Origin of the sequence: Citrobacter sp. wls706 (assembly GCF_005281305.1) — a bacterium.
GTDB classification, from domain to species: Bacteria; Pseudomonadota; Gammaproteobacteria; order Enterobacterales; family Enterobacteriaceae; genus Citrobacter; species Citrobacter werkmanii.
The window spans coordinates 182,964-201,597 of record NZ_SZXG01000032.1; the positions used below are offsets into that span (position 1 = coordinate 182,964).

The 18,634-nt window shown below is 50.5% G+C and carries 13 protein-coding genes; 5 read left to right on the plus strand and 8 right to left on the minus strand.

The genetic code is table 11. The features are described 5' to 3' along the window. Positions 1–3: 3 nt before the first annotated feature. From FDW92_RS14220 to FDW92_RS14250, 7 genes are all read right to left on the minus strand, one after another. Positions 4–1,728: a diguanylate cyclase gene (locus FDW92_RS14220; protein ID WP_227255162.1), complete on the minus strand. Its 1,725-nt coding sequence runs from the start codon at positions 1,726–1,728 to the stop codon at positions 4–6. Next, a complete protein-coding gene (locus FDW92_RS14225) occupies positions 1,694–2,056 on the minus strand; it encodes a response regulator (protein WP_042310631.1) in 363 nt (120 codons plus the stop codon). Before FDW92_RS14225 ends, FDW92_RS14220 begins: the two co-directional genes overlap by 35 nt. Positions 2,057–2,078: 22 nt before the next feature. After that, positions 2,079–4,211 (minus strand): response regulator, encoded by a 2,133-nt coding sequence (locus tag FDW92_RS14230; RefSeq protein WP_042310634.1) that lies wholly within the window; start codon positions 4,209–4,211, stop codon positions 2,079–2,081. A gap of 11 nt (positions 4,212–4,222) precedes the next feature. Continuing rightward, complete coding sequence (locus FDW92_RS14235) at positions 4,223–5,635, minus strand: protein-glutamate O-methyltransferase CheR (RefSeq protein WP_042310635.1); 1,413 nt, start codon at positions 5,633–5,635, stop codon at positions 4,223–4,225. Then, complete coding sequence (locus tag FDW92_RS14240) at positions 5,632–6,699, minus strand: chemotaxis protein CheB (RefSeq protein ID WP_042310638.1); 1,068 nt, start codon at positions 6,697–6,699, stop codon at positions 5,632–5,634. Before FDW92_RS14240 ends, FDW92_RS14235 begins: the two co-directional genes overlap by 4 nt. Then, entirely contained in the window at positions 6,696–8,786 is a 2,091-nt protein-coding gene (locus FDW92_RS14245) for a Cache 3/Cache 2 fusion domain-containing protein (protein WP_042310640.1), read from the minus strand. The genes FDW92_RS14240 and FDW92_RS14245 overlap by 4 nt, the downstream gene beginning before the upstream one ends. A gap of 61 nt (positions 8,787–8,847) precedes the next feature. Further along, positions 8,848–10,977, minus strand: coding sequence for an EAL domain-containing protein (locus FDW92_RS14250; RefSeq protein ID WP_227255161.1), 2,130 nt, complete (start codon positions 10,975–10,977; stop codon positions 8,848–8,850). Positions 10,978–11,649: 672 nt separating this feature from the next. On the opposite strand from FDW92_RS14250, the gene FDW92_RS14255 reads away from it, so the two are divergent. Genes FDW92_RS14255 through FDW92_RS14275 form a run of 5 tightly spaced genes read left to right on the plus strand, consistent with a single transcriptional unit; the run spans position 11,650 to position 18,274 of the window. Beyond that, on the plus strand, positions 11,650–13,842 hold the full coding sequence (locus FDW92_RS14255) for an EAL domain-containing protein (RefSeq protein WP_042310643.1): 2,193 nt from the start codon (positions 11,650–11,652) through the stop codon (positions 13,840–13,842). Further along, positions 13,835–14,758 carry an amino acid ABC transporter substrate-binding protein gene (locus FDW92_RS14260; RefSeq protein WP_042310646.1) on the plus strand — a complete coding sequence of 308 codons (924 nt, stop codon included), beginning with the start codon at positions 13,835–13,837 and terminating at the stop codon, positions 14,756–14,758. Before FDW92_RS14255 ends, FDW92_RS14260 begins: the two co-directional genes overlap by 8 nt. Further along, a complete protein-coding gene (locus FDW92_RS14265; RefSeq protein ID WP_042310648.1) occupies positions 14,742–15,635 on the plus strand; it encodes a transporter substrate-binding domain-containing protein in 894 nt (297 codons plus the stop codon). The genes FDW92_RS14260 and FDW92_RS14265 overlap by 17 nt, the downstream gene beginning before the upstream one ends. After that, complete coding sequence (gene lapG, locus FDW92_RS14270) at positions 15,632–16,330, plus strand: cysteine protease LapG (protein WP_081953342.1); 699 nt, start codon at positions 15,632–15,634, stop codon at positions 16,328–16,330. The genes FDW92_RS14265 and lapG overlap by 4 nt, the downstream gene beginning before the upstream one ends. Positions 16,331–16,339: 9 nt before the next feature. Continuing rightward, positions 16,340–18,274: an EAL domain-containing protein gene (locus tag FDW92_RS14275; protein ID WP_042310650.1), complete on the plus strand. Its 1,935-nt coding sequence runs from the start codon at positions 16,340–16,342 to the stop codon at positions 18,272–18,274. 73 nt (positions 18,275–18,347) lie between these two features. On the opposite strand, the gene FDW92_RS14280 is transcribed toward FDW92_RS14275, so the two are convergent. Beyond that, a complete protein-coding gene (locus tag FDW92_RS14280; protein ID WP_087856250.1) occupies positions 18,348–18,629 on the minus strand; it encodes a hypothetical protein in 282 nt (93 codons plus the stop codon). Positions 18,630–18,634 lie beyond the last annotated feature (5 nt).

Consider the following 18,634-nt stretch of genomic DNA (forward strand, 5'->3'; position numbering starts at 1 on the left):
TTTTTACTCAGCAATGCAGAAGGTGTTACGGCCATTTTGCTTCGCGGCATAAAGCGCCTGATCGGCGCGTTCGCGCAGCGTTTCAACACGATCGCCAAACTGCCACTGTGCGATGCCTGCGCTAAAGGTACTGTGAAAACTGGCGTCATTGACGGCGAAGGTGACCTGTTCATAGTCCCTGCGCAATCGTTCGACCACCCGTGCCGCCTTTTCGCTACTGGTGTTGGGCATAATGATGACAAACTCTTCGCCCCCGTAACGCCCCACGATATCGGTGCTGCGTAAGCGATGGGAAAACAGCTGCGAAATGCCAACAATCACCTGGTCGCCAACCGCGTGACCGTAGGTGTCGTTAATGCTTTTGAAATGATCCAGATCCACCATCACCATGCAGAACGGATTACCGCTGTAATTCGACTCGGCAATCGCGCTTTTCAGAAAATGGGTTGTCGTTGAGTGGTTATATAATCCACTCAGACTGTCCTGCGACATACGCGCACGCAGAGCGCGCATTCTTTCGGCACGGATAGTCACGGCACGGATGAGCTCCTCGGGGTCGGCTTGTTTGAGAATAAAATCCTCCGCACCGATGCTCATTGCCCCAAGCTGCGCATGCTTGTTGGTCTCGCTGGAGAGATAGGCGATCGGCAAACCAATATGCTGTGGTATCTGACGAATAAGTTTCGTTAACTCCTCACCGCTAAATTCCGGCATATGGTAGTCCATCAGCACCAGATCGATAGGTTGCGCGTTCAGCACATGTAGTAAATAGTGAGGTTTCTCCAGCACATGTACCTCCATTCCCGCCATGCGCAGCCTTTCAGCGTTGTATTCCGCCACCGCGGGCTCATCATCGATCAACAGCACCTGATACGGTTTTTTCAGCGAAGGCTGCGTCAGGCGGTGTAGTTCCTGTACCAAATCAGTGATAGAAGCCGGTTTCACGTAGTAGCCATCACAGCCGGATTTAATGGCGTTGATACGGGCGTTAAAATCGCTGTGGCAGGAGAGAAATAGAACCGGGAAAGGTTTACCCACTTTCTGCTTTAGATCCGCCATCGTCAACGGCCCACCGTAGGCGTTGTCCGGGAAGCTGACATCCATAATCACCACGGCTGGCGGTTGTGCCAGTACGGCTTGCGTAAAATCCTCAGTATTGGCGAATACATGACAGGTAAAGCCGAAACAGCGCAACTGGGTGGCAAGCAACTCAACCTGGTCGACATCATCATCACACAGGTAGATAGGCTTGCTGGCCCGCCGGACATATCCCTCTGCCGGGCGCTGGGAGGAGACAGGCAAGGTGAACTCCGTATCGCTAATACGATGTTCAAGATTGAGCTGCTCCTGGGTGAGGGTATACAACCAGCGGATAATTCGCCGCAGCTCATCATAATGCAGTATGCTTTGCTCTGATTCCGATTCTGTTAGTAAACGCTCACCTTCTGCTGAGGCATTCGCCAGCGGGCTAAAACCAAAGGACCCCGCCGAACCGTGAATACTGTGCAGCAGAATATGCAATTGCTTACGACAAGCTTCGCTGGGTTCAGCGACCAATTGAACGAGCAGTCTTTCTGCCTGTGCCAGCATATCGGGGATGCGACGTAAAAATCCCTGACGCAGACGCGCTATTTTTTCCTGCGCCGCCGCTATGGCTATGTGCTTATTTTCTGGTTTCATCAAACGCCCAAGCTTATTCAGTGACCACGGACGGTAGCAGGAGCGCATTCACTGCCGCCCCCAGATTTTCCGCCAGGTTTTCATCTTTTTTTACCCACCGGTCATACAGGAGATCGCTGGCCGTCACTTCGTTTGCACTGAGTAATATAAAGGGCTTAGACCAGGCCTGAGCGCGTAACAGCGCCAACAAATCCAGACCACTGATCTCAGGCATATGCAGATCGCTAATCACCAGGTCGATGTTTTTATCCGAATCCAGGCACGCCAGGGCAGAAATAGCGCCTTCCACAATCACCACGTCGTAGCCATCCATCTGTAAAAAAATAGAGGCCAGCTCAGCCGCAAAAAGATCATCATCCACTAATAAAATTCGCATCTTCTCTCTCGATTTTGCGCCATCAGCACAAAAGCATTTTTAATGTTTTTATTAAACTGTCCTGCTCGAAATCGCCTTTGGCGATGTAGGCGTCCGCCCCTACCTGAATGCCCCGTCGTCGGTCTTCTTCCTTCGCGCGGGAGGTCACGATAATGATTGGCGTGTGCTGGTAATTTTTCTCTGCACGCAACGATTTGGTGAAGGTAAAACCATCCATAAACGGCATTTCGACATCCGTCAGTACGGCATCGAATTGGGTCAGTTTCGCTTTTTGCAGCCCTGACAGCCCATCTTCAGCCAACGTGACCTGATAGCCATGCGCCTCCAGCACATTTTTTTCTATCTCGCGGGTATTGAGGGAATCATCAACCACCAGCACGTGCCAGGCATCTTGCGCCACGCTCGTCGCTGGCGCCGGGGCGCTGGTTCGCCGTGACTGTTGCGCCATCGCCATCAGCGCAGGCACTTGCAGAATGCTGACCAGTTGGTTATCCGGCGTCTGTACCATCCCGGAGACCAGCGACTGCTGCTGCATATGCTTTGGTAACGGTTTGATCATCATCTTGCGTTCATCGAGCAGCTTATCTACCCGCAGCGCCATTTTGCTGTACTGGTTCTGCACGACGATTAAACGTTGTCCCGCCGATGAAAGATTGCCCTGGCGATCGTGAATGCCCAGCAGAGCGCCTGCGCAAACCACGGGAATAAACTCGTTATGCAAAATAATGGCCGGTCGCCCGGCGATTTCGCTAATCCCCTGCGCAGTACACTCCACCACCTCAACCACATACTGCGCCGCCAGTCCAAACAGGTGTCCCTGCTCTTCAAATTGCATAATTCGCATCATCGTCAGCGAGACAGGCAGGCGCAGGCTAAAGCTGGTTCCGACGCCCGGGCGACTGTATACCTGCAAATCACCTTGCAGGTCGGTCACCACCGTTTTGCGCACCACATCAAGACCCACACCGCGCCCCGACAGCTCAGAGACTATCTTGCTGGTGGAAAAGCCGGGATGAAAAATCAGCTCATTACACTCCTGCTCGGAGAGTTGTCCGGCCATCGATGCGGGAACCAGGCCTTTGCTGACCGCCTTCGCGCTGATGGCCTCATAGTTGAGACCGCGACCGTCATCTTCAATGCGCAGTAATATTCCGCTGCCGTCCTGTTGAGTGGTGATGGTAATGGTGCCACGGGTCGATTTACCCAGCGCCAGGCGTTCGTCGATCTCGCCAATGCCGTGATCGACCGCGTTACGCAGCAAATGCGTCAGCGATTCCGATAGCCGGTCAATGAGCTGGCGGTCGATTTCCACTTCACCGCCGACGAAGCGGCACACCACCTGTTTGTTCAGCGTGGAAGCCAGTTCACTGACCTGTAAGGAGATCGGCTCAAACAGCGTCGATAGCGGAAGCATGCGGATCCGCGCCGCCACGTCGTACAGTTCAAACATCTGCAAATGCTGGAGCTGAACGCTTTCTTTTAGTTGAGCGCTGAAATCATGGATCTGCTGGCGAAGCTGCTCGGCGCTCAGGCCCGGCAATCGGGGGACCAACTGACTCAGGTTTTGGATCTGCTGTTCAAGGCGATCATGTCCGGCGAGCACTTCCCCGAGGATGTCGATCAGGCCGTCCAGCTTGTTCAGCTTAACTCGTACGAAATCGGCCTGCTTGATACCGGAGTCCAGGGAGGGGGCTGCGGCAGAAGCCGAAACACCAGGTTTGTCCGTAGCCGCTGGCGACTCCTGCGCCACAGTAACGGTTTCTCCCCGGCTGGCGGATGCCAAGCGTTCGCATAGCCCGGCATCTGCCGGTGGCAACTGATTATCGCCCTCGCTGACAAAAAGCTGGGTCAACTGGCCCGAAAGATATTCCACGGACTCATGAATCAGATTACCCAGCGCCCTGTCCGGCGTCAGTTTGTTATCGCGTAGCTCACTTAATACATCTTCAAGATGATGAGTGACATCAGCGATACTTTGCAGTTTCAGCATCCGCGCGCCCCCTTTCAGGGTATGCGCGGCGCGAAACATCTCACCTATCCAGGCTTCAGTATGTTCATCAGCGGAGAGGAGGAACGCCCCTTCGCTGATCGTCTGCAAATGACCTCTCCCTTCATCAATAAAGCGCAGAACGAATTTTTTCAGATCGATAGCCATAATCGCTCTTATTAGCCACTTCGGTGGGCAAATTGCGCCAGTTGATGTTCACAAAGAAAACGAAACGTATTGCCAGGAAACACCATCGGCAAACGCAGACGACAAACCGCAGATGGGTTGTTCATTTCGTCGTTCAGCAGTTGCATCACCACGCGATACGTACGCTGCGCAGGCTGACTTAACTCGCTTTGACGGTACATTTCGGCCAGATAATAGTGCGCCGGCCAGTAACCAGGCTCCTGATAAACCACCTGTTTAAACCAGGCGATAGCCTGCTGCGTCTGACGCTGCCACATCATCGCCAGGCCGAGCAGCATTTTGGCCTCTGCCGACCACTCATCCTGAGCGAGGATCTTCTGCGCATTTCCGGCTGTCTGAGAAAATTCACGCTGCTCAAGGGCAATGACGCCCTGAATCAGCAACGCATCCGGGTTACGGGGATCGTCGCGTAGTACGTGGGCGATGCACGTTTCAGCCTCTGAAAAACATTTTTCATCGAGACAGGCACGAGCCTTTTTTAGCCAGTCATCATTTTGCTGAGCCATGGGCATGGAAGGTTCATACTCCACTACCGCTCTCGGCTGCGGAGCGCGTACCGCTACCCTGGGTACCGGTACGATTGTTGGCGGTTCACGATGGTGGCAAAAATAAAAAATGCCCTCTTCCTGCTCCAGCTTCAGAATGTCGAAATTGTTGGCCAACGTTTCCGCGTTGCCAAAAAATAAGGCCCCCTGAGGCTGGAGCATTTTCGACAAATTACCGTGCAGTTCACGACGCGTTGGTGTGTCGAAATAGATAGACACGTTACGCAGCAAAATGATGTCCACTTCCGGCAACAGCTGCTCTTTTATAATGTTGGTGCGGTGAAACGAGACTTTCTCACGGATCGCATCATGCAGTCGGTAGAGGTTTCCTGAGCGGGTAAAATAGCGCTGCTGAATGCCTGGGTCGACACCGCGAAACGAGTAGCTTGAATAGCTGGCGTTTCTGGCTTTTGCCAGGATTACCGGGTCAATATCACAACCGTAAATTTCAATCCGCTGAGCCATTTCGCCCTGGTATTTCTCATGCAGTTTAATCGCCAGCGAATAGGCTTCTTCTCCGGAAGAGCAGCCGGCGCTGAGAATACGCACCGGGCCGCTGCGCTGTTGCAGCAGACGCGGGACCCACTTATCGCAGATCAAATCCAGCGTCTCGTTTTCGCGGAAGAAATAGGTTTCGTTAATGGTTATCAGCGTAATGAAGCGATCAAACTCGTCCTGCGAAATACGCAGTTGTTCATAATATTCATAGTAATTACTGATGTTTCGTTCGCTCATACGCCGTTTCAGCGCCGATTTCAGCAACGCTTCCATTGCGTTATCAAAGTGCAAACCCACCCGGTCTTTGATCAGGCGGGCGTAATCAGGAAGATTGGGGATCATGGCAATTTACTCTCAAAATGCCCGTGAAAGGCCATCGATAGCAGCACCTTCGCGAGACCGTCCAGAGGGATCGTGCGGTGTATCAGTTGCCTGTCGATCGCGTTCTTATTCATACCGAACACCACCGAGCTTTCTTCATCCTGCGCCAGCGTTCTTCCTCCCCGGCGGAAAATAAGCTCAATGCCGCGACAACCATCGCTACCCATACCCGTCATAATCAGCCCGACGGCCTTTTCGCGAAACACCTCAGCCACCGACTCCAGCAACAGATTGCAACTGGGATGATAGACATCGCTTTCCTGTCTGGGGATTGCCGCCAGCCGTTGATTGCTTTTGACGATCAGATGCTGCTCCGGCGGTAAAATATAGACGTACCCTGCTTCGACCCGATCGTCTTCCTGCGCCAGCCGCACCTTCAGTTCGGTCACGCTGTCCAGCCAGTGCACCATATTTTTTGCGAAGCCATCGGCAATATGCTGGGCGATAAGCACCGGACACGGGAATGTACCGGGGAGTTCCTGCAATAGCTTACTCAGCGCCTGCGGCCCCCCCGTCGAGCAGGCAATCGCCAGCACAAAAGGCCAGTCCTGCGGTGTCTTTACTGTGTCCATCGTCGGGCGCGCGGCGGGCATGACCGGTTCGGTTGGGTGGCGTAATCCCTTGATATGACGAATCACTTTCACACCGACCAACAATTCCACTTTGCGATGCAGCGCATCGGTCGAGAGCGGGAAATCGCTGCTATGGTGCAGCACCGCCAGCGCCCCACGGGAAATATAATCATCATCCCATTGTTTCTCTGGGCAAAACCGCATCACAAGGATGGGAATAGCGCTGGTCGCCATGATCGTTTCCACAACCTCGACGTTATCGGGGCTTGAGGTATCCAGCGTCAGAATCAGCAGATCGGGCATCAGCTGTTGTAATAATCTCATCGCTTGTCTGCGATGGGCGGCTTGCCCCACCACTTTAATGTGCGGATGATCTTCCAGTTGCCTGACCAGTTCATTACGCGATGCGCTGTCCAGGTCAAGGATCAGCACCCGTATATTGCCGCTGTTCATGCATCCGTTTCCGTCAAGGTGAATGACGTCGACGCTTCTTTCAGTGCTTTCGACAGTTGCGTCATATCCTGACTGACAACCAAAATGTCTTTGATCGATTGCGAGGTATAGTTACTGGCCACCACGATCTCACGCAGCGCCATGACCACCTGATTGCTCGCCGTTTTCTGCTGCTGGGTCGATAGTGAAATTTGTAGCGCCGCCGTAGAGGTTTGCTCGGCGGTAACGACGATGTCGTTCAGATGTTCAGCGCTGACTTTACAAGCTCTGGCTCCCGCTTTAATGCTCTCGCCACCTTTCTCCGCGTTCAGCACCAGACGATTGATCGCGTTTTGGATCTCGCTGATCTTATTCTCGATCTCAACCGTCGATTCCGTCACGGAGTCGGCCAGACGACGAATTTCAGCCGCGACCACCGAGAAACGCTTACCGGCTTCTCCTGCGCTGGCGGCCTCCAGCGCGGCGTTAAAGGCGATAAGTTTCGTTTGATCGGCAACGCTATTGATGATCACCATCACGCGACTGATTTCCGTCGACTTATTGCCGAGCATCATAATTTCACGCATGTTTTGCTGATTATCGGTATCAATATCCGTCATCCGCATCAGCAATTGTGACATCGACTCTGAACCTTTATTGCAATCCTCAAGCGTCTGGTTGGCAATATCCACTACCGCCCGCGAGTGCTCAGCAATCTGTGTCGATGAAGCCGATAACTCTTCCATCGTGGAGGTAATCTCGGCCACCGAGGATGACGTTTCCACGCTGGTTGACGCCTGACCATCTACCGCTTCGGTAATATGCAGTGAAGCCTGGTGTACCGAATCCGCGTGAGAAACCATATCGCCGACCAGCGAGTGCAGACGCTGACGCATCATCTCTACCGCGCTCAGCAGTTCACCTATTTCATCGTGATGATCGATCTCAACATCAACCGTTAAATCTCCTTTTGCGATGGTCTGCGCAATCCCGAGTACGCGGTTTAAACGGCGTGAAATCAGAAAACGACTGGCAACGGCAATCAACACTAAAATGACCGGTAACAGAAAAGCCGTGAACAGCAACAGGCCATTGCGTACCAGGTTACTGCTTCTGGATACATCATCAACGTAGCTGGTGGTGGCAATAATCCAGTCGATCCCGTCGATATATTCATAGACGGCAACCTTGGTTCTTGGCGGTGTACCGTAGCGACTTACCCAGTTGTAGTAAGTAATGCCATTTTTATGTTCGAGGATATCGGCAAACAGCTTATAGCCATTGGCATCGGTGATATTAATCGCCTGTTGATTGCTCAACGATGGATGGACCAACATACGACCCGGTTCGAATCCGGCATCCAGCACGTAGGCGTAACCCTCTTTACCAATATGCACATTCAGCAAACGCTGAATGATCGGTTGCAGACTTTGTTTAACATCGAATCCCACCGCAACCGCGCCAACGACCTGACCATATTTATCGGCTATCGGCTCATAGTGGCTAATAAACTGCTTTCCAAACAGCGTGACCACACCCGAAAACGGTTTGTTTTTCAGCAGTAGCGGCAATGCTGGGTTATCGTGCCCCAATGCCGTTGCGGTAGCCGTATTGCCAGAGCTTGCCAATAACGTACTGCTAACGCGCACAAACTGCTCGCCTTGCAGAATAAATGTGCTGGCAAATACGCTGGTTAATTCGGTGAAATGCGCGTTCGTATTAGGATTGCTCAATACCGCTTTTAATTCAGTTGCGTCCATATAACGCAGCGGTTTATCGGCAACGTTTTGGTAATTATTAATATAAACATTACTGTAATGCTCTGCATCGCGGGTGACGCGCTGGAATTCATTAGAAATACTATTGTGGAAAATACGCGTGTTGGTTTTAATCATCTCCAGGGCATTAGCCTGCAATTCCCGGGAAAGGTAAGAAGATAATATAAAAGAGGCACCAATCAGCAGCGTTGCAATACAAAAAACCAGAATCATACCGAGCTTCATGGCCACACCGGGATGGATATTGTGCAGCCATGAGAGCAGTCGGGCGCGCGGTCCCATACCGGCAGCGCCCGCCGTTCGATTCTTCACTTTACTAATGTCACTCATGATTTTTATTCTCTGCCTGAGAAGAAATTACTTTTTTTGGCCATAAGGCGTTAGCGCCCTGCTATTCCAACGTGAGCAATGGCGTAGGTTTGCCAATGTGATATCCCTGTAACCACCCAACATTCATTTTTTCCAGACATGCCTGAATATTGGCGTTTTCGACAAATTCAGCGACCACCTGCATATTTTTCATTTCAGCGACACGGCAGAATGACTCGACGATGTAGTAGCTGATCTCGCTTTCGGTGATCCGGCGAATAAAAGATCCATCTATTTTCAGGATGTCTGCTTCGATATTCATCAAGCGCGCATGACTGGCAAATCCGGTACCAAAATCATCAATCGCCACGCGGCATCCCAGCTGACGTATTAAGCTCAGGGTTTCCACGGTTTGTTCTTTATCTGATAACGTATCCGCTTCGGTTATCTCAAAAATAATCCGCTGCGGCTCCACAGCGTAATCGTGCAGAAGCTGAGTAATTCTGGTGACAATATTTGAACGACACACCGTTACTGGTGCCAGGTTAATGGCAAAACAGCGCTGCGGATGGGTGCGCATGAACTTTAGGGTGTTTTCGATAACCCACAGATCGATATCCGGCGCCAGTCCCGCATCATGGGCAACCGGCAGAAAGCTGTTTGGTGGAATAAATTCCCCCCGTTCGTTGAGCATACGGATCAATATTTCATGATATGGCGCTTCGCCACGGGTACTGACTATCGGCTGGGCCATCAGAACGAAGGCATTATTATCCAGCGCATTTTGCAATGCGGTGCGGATTTCTGTTTTATCAACGATGTGGTTGCCAAGGACCCGACTATGCTGCGCTTCGAGATTTTCCGGCCTGCCGTTGGTCAGAGATAAACCAGCTACCATGCCGAGCTTACCCACCAGCTGGTAGATGTCATCGCTATGCTCGTTAATCAGGCAATAGCCCAAACCACTGCGAAAACCCAGCCGGCGGTTGTTGTAGAAGAGGCGAAAACTATTAGCTGCCTGGTACAGGTCGCATAACCGCTCCCAGGACCCATTCTCCAGGCGGATAAGCAGATCATAACCCGCGTGATAATAGACCTTCTCGCTTTTGATCAGATGACTTCTGAGATGCTCAGCAAGGATCTTTTGGTAGCGGGCGCGAAAATGAAAACCATAGCGGCGCGAAAAGAGCTCCAGCTCGGGGATCTGTATCAGGCATACCGTCGCCCCCTCAGTGGTAAACAACTCCGTCTTCAGAGCACGCAGGTTCGCCATACCCGTCATCGGGTCAGTCAGACCCAACAGCAGGACCTGGTTAAACCGCTGGCGGGTAAATTTTGCCAGCGCTCCCATGATCACAATGGTGAGTGAAAAGACAAAAATAAGGGTGGAAACCAGCGCCTGATGCAGCATGAAATTGATGTCGCTGGCGATATAGCTGTCGTTATGTTTGCCTAAAATAATCAGTACGACTGTCCACACCAGCATGGTGAACGAGTGACCAATCTTAATCGCCCCCCACAGCATCAATGGAAATAACAGGATCAGGCTATAGAAAGAAAAAAAGATGTTCGGACTGTGTGGTGACGTCAAACAGAACATCAGTGAAATCAGCAAAATACACCAGATACTGACGCCAAAGGCGGTGATATTCCCTTTACACTGAAAGACAATCGCTCTGATAAAGGTCAACAGATAAGTCGGTCGACGAATGATGCGATAAATTTTGTAGAAAAAGGGGATGCCCGTCAGGCAACCGTTGATGATCCCCTGAATACGTACCAGCATCTCCAGGCTCATAACTGGAATATTGTCCACATCCGGGCGATGGCCATGGGTGACGAACACGGCAAAAATCCTGCTGAATAACAGATAGAGCAGGATGTTGAAGCCGCATAGCCAAATCAGGCGGCTCAGGCTGATTTTTATACGGCCAAAACTGGCGCAGCTGCGTCTGCCCGTAACGTTGCGGTATGCGGCGTAGCTAAAGGTTGAGGCCATAACCAGGCACAGCGCATCCACCCGCTCGCTTTGTGGCCCCACTACGAACATCAACGCGAGAAACAGAATAAATCCCGGCAATACCCGAAAACCAAACAGAACCAATGCGGCGGAAAATACGGCGAGTTTGAGATCGTAAACTGTTAAAATATTATTATTGAGAAGACAATAACCGTTAAGATATTGTGCCAGTGGATATAACAGGCCAGGCAAAGCAAGTGGCAGGCACCATTTTTGAATGCTTTTTGCTGTGTTAGTATTTATTATCGCGTCCAAATCAATTTATCCGCTATGCACTATACCAATAGGACTTTAATCCAGACTCGAATGTCACAAACAAATCCTTTTGGGTCAGTCGCTGAACCATAGCAAAATTGTCAACATTGACCGCGCACTGAGAAAATAAAGTTAGGCTCTATATTGAAGCGAGCATCTTATTCATATCAGATCAGGAAATAAATACTCATTAATAGACAAAAATGGACATCCCGGCGGGATGAAACTACAATACACACACTTAGTAGCATAGCTAATTCATTGATGATAAATATAAAAACCACACATTACTGACAACTTCACCACACCTCCAACCAGTACAAACAAAAAACACTCCTTGTCGTTTTAATGTCAACATTAATATCCTGGAAGAGGCATAATGAAAAATGTATTTTTATGAACATTTTTACCTGTTGACGAAAAGCACAGCGTTATCTATATTCGCATACCGTTATTGTTGCCATTACTCACGCTGGTTCAATGTTAGTTATTTGTTACGTCATTGCGTTTCACATCTTTCATCTACTTATTTGCAACAATAATATCCCATTAAGAAATAACAGAAATAAATTTAGCATCGCCTAATCAATTCAGGAATTAACATAATCCGTGGCAAAGTCTCTGTTTTCCCTTAAAGCAATAAAAGGGTGGCAACATTCCATCACTGGCAAAATAACGCAATTTTTGCTGGTGGGTATCGTTATTGCTTTTAGCGCAGGCGCCTTTACCAACTGGAGCCTGATAGACAACTTTTCTTATCAGCAGTGGGTGCAGCGCGCTGAGGCGAATGCACAGATTATGACCTATATCATTCGCAGCGTGTACACTACCGTTTCGGTTGAAACCAGCGATGCCGGGCAGATCTCCCGCATCGTCTCCGACAGACAACTTGGCGACACCGACTCCATTCTGCAAACCGGTTATAACCCGGTAGACGTCCTGGCGTTGGCATCCGTGCAGACGCACAGCCCCACCTGGCTGTTTCTCTATACGCCGGAAAAAGGGTATGTTGGGATTAACAACAAGTCTGAAAATGGCGAGGGAATTATTTCCTTCTCTGGTCGTCTGCCGCGCGATGTGCTGGTCAATTACTATGTTGGTTTCGCCCAGATTAATGGCGAAGAGTGTTTTATCAGCGCCGTGCCAATTTTGACGCCTTCCGGTGAGATCCTCGGGAGCCTGATAAGTAGCATCGGTAAAAAAAGCGATTTATACGCCACCTACGATGCAATGCTGAAAAAGAGCTGCATCATTTTCATCCTGATTATGCTGGTGACGTTGGCATTAGTTACGATGTTTATGCGTCGTTTATTCCGTCCGGTTCCACTGCTGATCAACTCCCTCACCCGCATTGCCCATGAGGAGACCGACTGCATTACCCCCTATCTTGATCAGGACGATGAGATTGGGCATCTTGCAGGAGCGATTGAAAAATTGCGCGTCGCGATGAAAGAGCGCGGTTATCTACAACGCATGCATGAAATGTCGCAAAAGATGGAGCATATGGCCCATCATGATTCGCTGACCGGCCTACCCAACCGCGTTTCATTTGGTCAGGCGTTAGATAAGCGCGTCAGTGAAATTCATCTGGATGAAAAACCGTTCAACCTGCTGTTGATTGACCTCGATAATTTCAAGCCAGTCAACGATACCTTCGGCCATAAAGCCGGAGATGAGTTGTTAATCAGCGTTGCCCAGCGTCTGCAGTTATTGCTGGGACCCAACGACATCGCGGCGCGTCTGGGCGGTGATGAGTTCGCCATCCTGCAACATGTCAGCGACAATGCCATCAGAGAGGCGAATCGTCTGGCAAAACGCATTATTCGTGCGCTGAGTACACCATTCACCTGGAGCACGCATACTTTTTCCATCAGCTGTAGCATCGGTATCACCACCGCGCCATATCAGGGCAACAATACCTCGACACTGATGATCAATGCCGATCTTGCTATGTATGCCTCTAAGCATCATGGCCGCGGCTGCTTCCATTTCTTTGAAGACGGCATGGTGATGAAGCAGACCCATAGCCTGTTTATTAATCAGGAAATCATTGATGGTATTGATAACAAGGAGTTCGAACTTCACTACCAGCCAATCATAAACCTGGCAGATGAAAGCGTGTATGGCTATGAATCGCTGATCCGCTGGAATCACCCCACCAAGGGACTAATTTATCCAGATTATTTTATCAACATAGCCGAAAGTTCCGGCCTGATTGTGCGTTTAGGTGAATGGATTATTCGTCAGTCCTGTGAAGCGGCGGCTAAATGGCCGGAGCGCACCAGAATTGCCATCAATATATCGGCCTACCAGTTGCACAGTCCGGGGCTGGTTGATGTGATCAAAGACGCCTTACGCATCAGCCAACTCGCGGCAGAACGCCTTGAAATAGAAATTACCGAATCCGAGAAACTGGATAGATCAATCGCCTTACCTGTACTGCAAGAGATCCGCGCTATGGGTATCGAAATTGCCATGGACGATCTGGGTACCGGGTATGCGGCGCTGGATTACCTGCTGATCTATCCTTTCACCCGCATCAAGATCGCCCGCACGTTGGTCGATAAACTGCAGCAGGATAATGCCAGCCAGTATTTGATTGTGATGCTGATTCAGTTTGCCCATAAGTACAATATGTCGGTCACCGCGGAAGGGGTAGAGACCGCGCAACAGCGCGACATCCTGCGCGACATAGAGTGTCAGAATGTTCAGGGCTATTTCTTTAGCTACCCGCTTCGCGAACGTGAGGTGCTTTCCGCGTTTGCCGAAGAGGCTATTGAAGAAGGTCTGAGCAATGCCTGACATCTTTCGCCTGACAAAACGCCTGCTCATGATGGTTGTACTGCTGGCAGTGGCCACGCCATGCATGGCAGATAAGCAACTGCATACGCTTGAACAAATCGCCAGCAAGAAAACCATTACCCTTGGCTATCAGGATGATGCGTTTCCCTTCTCCTGGCAAAATGGAAATACCCCTGCGGGCTACTCCATTGATATCTGCAACAGTATCGTCAGCGCGCTCAAGACAAAGCTTCAGCTAAAAAACCTAAAAATAGAGTGGGTAAAAGCCAATTCAGCATCGCAGTTTGTGCTGATTAAAAACCACATGGCAGACATCATGTGTATACCTGCCTTTTATTCACAAAGCCGGCACAGCATGAGCGAGTTCTCCCTGCCGTTTTACTTTTCGAGCACCCGCTTTGTGATGCGAAAAACCGAAAGCAACGACAACCTGGCTGAACTTTCCGGACATAGCGTACTGGTAAAAAGCGGTACGATTTACGTTGAGCAACTGCAAAAAGTGAATGCTGCGAATGATCTGGATATTAATATTCAACTCGACACCAATAATATTACGGCCTTCAACGAACTGAAGAACGGTGAGTATTCAGCACTGATCTCCAGCACGGTATTACTTAAAGGGATGATTGCACAAACGCCAAACCCTGAAGATTATGCGCTTTCCGATATCGCGCTCAGCGCCCCCCTTCCGGCAGGACTGTTGCTCCCGTTACATGATAAAGAATTTAAAGAGTTTGTTGATGATGCACTCTCCTCTCTGATGACCAGCAACGAATTTACTGCGCTGTACAATAAATGGTTTCAGTCACCGATTCCGCCAAAAGCCATTAATTTAAACATTCCCATGTCAGATAACCTGAAAGCACTAACAGCTGCTAAAAAGAAGATCAGTTTTGATTATGAAAAATATAATTAATCGTGAGATGGCAAGGGTGAAACGTAAGGTGCAATGGCTGCTCCTACTGGCAGGTATCGTCATCTCTCCTGCGCTGATGGCGCAGCAAAACGCCGCGACGCTCGACCATATTCAAAACAGCAGCGTGCTAAACGTGGGCTATCGCCAGTTGCCGCCGTTTTCATTTACCGACCACAATGGCAAGGTAACGGGTTATACCATTGCGGTATGTAACATAATTGCCGATAAGTTGCGCCAGTATCTTAAGCTCAACAGCTTAACTATTCATTATATTCCCGTGAGCTTTGGGGAACGCTTTACCGCATTAAACACGCGCAAAATTGATATGGACTGTAGCGTAAATACCAATGCGCCGGAGCGGATGTCCAGCGTCTCATTTTCTCTCAACTATTACATCGCAAAAATGCGCATCATTGCGTTACGTAAAAATAATATCCACTCGATTGACGACCTTAAAGGCCGCACGGTGAGCCTGCCAGGAAGCTCAAAAGATTTGCTGGAGTTTAATAAAACCAACAGAGAGCAGCATCTTAATATTTCGACAATTACTACCACCACGATAAACGGTGCGTTTGACAAGATGGCGCATAATGAAGCCGCCGCCTTGTTCCTTGATGATGTGCTGGCCTGGCCGTTAATTAAGGATAGCGAGCAACCGGAACTGTTCAGCGTGTCGGCACAGAGCATCGGCAATGATATGCACTATGCCATTATGATGAGGAAAAACGATCCGCAGTTCGTGACGTTTGTAAACAGCACGCTGAAAGATTTCTTCGCCTCACCGATCAACGCGCAGTTACGCAAAAAGTGGCTGTCTCCCTGGTCCTGCGAAAAGATGAAAATCCTGTCGCCAGCCAGCTGTCAGCATAATAATTGAACACTATCAGCCGCTCGTTACACCACCGCTTGCTGCGCCTGTGGAAAATCCCTGGGGTGCTGCTGTTGCTATTGACGGTCCATTCGCTGCGCGCCGCCTGGGATTTTGCCAGCATCCAGCAGAAATCCGACGCGCTTTACGGTCCCGCGAGTCCGCAAGCGCAACGGCGGATCAAGGCCTGGCAGCAGTTGTTGCTCCAGTTGCGTTATGCAGACGAACAAACACAATTACACGCCGTAAACCAATTTTTTAACGATAAGCTCCGTTATACCGAAGATATTGACGCCTGGCATGACGTCGATTACTGGGCAACCCCCATTGAATCACTGCGCAAAGGCGAAGCGGATTGCGAAGACTACGCGATCGCTAAATATTTCACTCTCCGCCAGTTGGGCATCTCCGAAGACAAACTACGCATCACTTATGTTAAGGCCCTGCGTTATAACCGGGCGCATATGGTACTGGCCTGGTACCTCACGCCTGAAGCAATTCCTCTGGTACTCGACAGCCTGACCAATACCATTTCACCAGCTACGCAGCGTATGGATTTATTACCCGTGTACTCCTTTAACAACACTGGTCTTTGGCTTCCGGGCAATCAGAACAATAAGCGCGTTGGGGACAGCAAGAGACTTTCTCGCTGGCAGCAAGTTTTCATCAAAATGCGGGAAGAGGGCTTCCCGATGGATAAATAGGAATCACCTGTGTCTCTTTTTAAACAGTTACTCCTGACAATCTCTCTCTTTATGATGGTTGTGTTTAGCGGCAATTTTATCGTGACGTTAGAAAGCTCTCGCGATCAGTCCAATAACCAACTCCTTTCACATGCCCAGGATGCAGCAACTGCGCTGGGCGTTTCGCTGACGCCCAACGTCAACGATCCGGCGATGATCGAGCTAATGGTGAGCTCCATTTTCGACAGCGGTTACTACAAAAAAATCCGTATTGTCGATCTGCAAAACGGTAAAACGATGCTTGAGCGCCGCGCGGCGGCGTCGATTCCCGATGTTCCCGGCTGGTTTGTTAATCTGGTGGATGTAACTCCGCAAACCGGCGAGGCGACCATTATGCGCGGCTGGCAGCAGGCCGCTCGCGTAGAAGTGACCAGCGATCCGATCTTTGCCGTACAGCGTCTGTGGGACAACACCTTAGGCAATCTGTTGTGGATGCTGTCCTGTAGTCTCGCCTGTTTAATCGCTGGCATTCTGCTGCTGCGCAAACTGCTGCGCCCGCTCAATTATCTGGCAAAACAATCAGAAGCCATTGCCCGCCGCGAGTTTCTGACGCTACAGGAACTGCCAAAAACGCCGGAATTACGCCGTGTCGTTAACGCCATGAATTTGATGGCAGCAAAGCTCAAGTCGTTATTTGAAGAGCAAGCTGTCTATAGCGAACGTCTGCACAATGAAGCTTATCTCGACAGCCAGACCGGAATTGCTAACCGCCGCGCGTTCGATATGCAGTTTCAGGCGCGGCTAAGTGATGCCGATACGGCGCCAGGGTATCTGATGCTGGTTCGCGTTCAGGATTTAGGCGGTCTGAATCAGCGTTTTGGCGGACCGCATACCGATAAGCTGTTGCTCAACATCGCTAACCTGCTGGACGCGCATAAAGAAAAATATGCCTCTCTCGACAGCACCCTCGCCCGCATTCGCGGCGGCGAGTTCGCCCTGCTATGTCCGGGGGTTACGCACGGTGAAATGCTGGACATGGGCAATTCGCTGTGTCAGAAACTGACGGCCTTTTATGCCACCGGTATGTCAGACCAACAGCCGGTCGCCTATACCAGCATGGTGCCATTCAGCGCCGGAGATAACGCGCAGTCATTGCTGATCCAGGCCGATCGCCTGCTGGTGGAAGCAGAAACACATACCGACCATCAGGTGGTACCCACCACCGAGGTGCCAGCGGCTACCGAAGATCAGCATTTGTGGTTTGTTCGCCTCGAGCATGCGCTGGAAAATCAGCAATTTCAGTTGGTTTATCAACCCGTTGTGGATTGCCGCTCGCCCGACAAAATCCTGCATTACAAAGTGCTGTCGCGCATTATTGACGAACAGGGCAATACCATTACCGCCGGTCGTTTCCTGCCGTGGATCCACCGCTTTGGCTGGAGCCATCGCCTCGATAAAGTGATGCTGAAACTGACGCTGAACCAACTAAAAACTGCGCCGGGGAAATTAGCGCTGAGTATTTCAGGCAGTTCTGTCGCCAGCGCGAACGCCATTGCTGACCTGCTCAATCCGCTGCGCTATTCACCAAAATTAGCCCATCAGTTGATTCTGGAGCTGGATGAAAATCAGCTTCCTGGGCCACATCAGATGGCGGCATTTGTCAAAGCCGTAGGCCAGCATCGCTGCGCGCTCGGTCTGCAACACTTCGGCAGTCGCTTCAACATGATCGGTCATCTGTCGCAGTGGGGGCTTGCTTATCTGAAAATCGACAGCAGCTATATCCGTAATATTGATGAAGAGAACGATAAACGTTTGTTTATTGAAGTGTTGTGCAGCGCCACGCGCAGTATTGATTTGCCGCTGATTGCCGAACGTGTTGAAACACAAGGCGAGCTTAAGGTACTGCAGGAGTTAGGGATTGATGGCGCAATGGGTCAATTATTAGGTGAACCCGCGCCGTTGTGATAACAGCAGGCAGCCAGTATATCGCCGGACGGCGCTTCGCTTATCCGGCCTACAAGCCGGCTGCCTGCATCAGCTAAAAAATACGGTCATCACTACCAAGCAGTTGTTCCAGTCCACCGAGTTCCTGACGCGCGTTCGCGCGATTCATTAATTTAACCTGCGCCATCGGCGGAAGATCGGTAATGGCAATCACGCCTTTACGGATCAGCAGGTAAATCAGATCGTCGAGCACGCGGACCATCTCCAGGTCGCTTTTTTGCAGCATCTCTAACGTCTGTTGGGTGTCATTTTCAGCATTTTTACCAGCGCCTGCTGCCTGCGCGTGTGGTCCAGAATTCATATCAGTGTCTTTCATTTCGT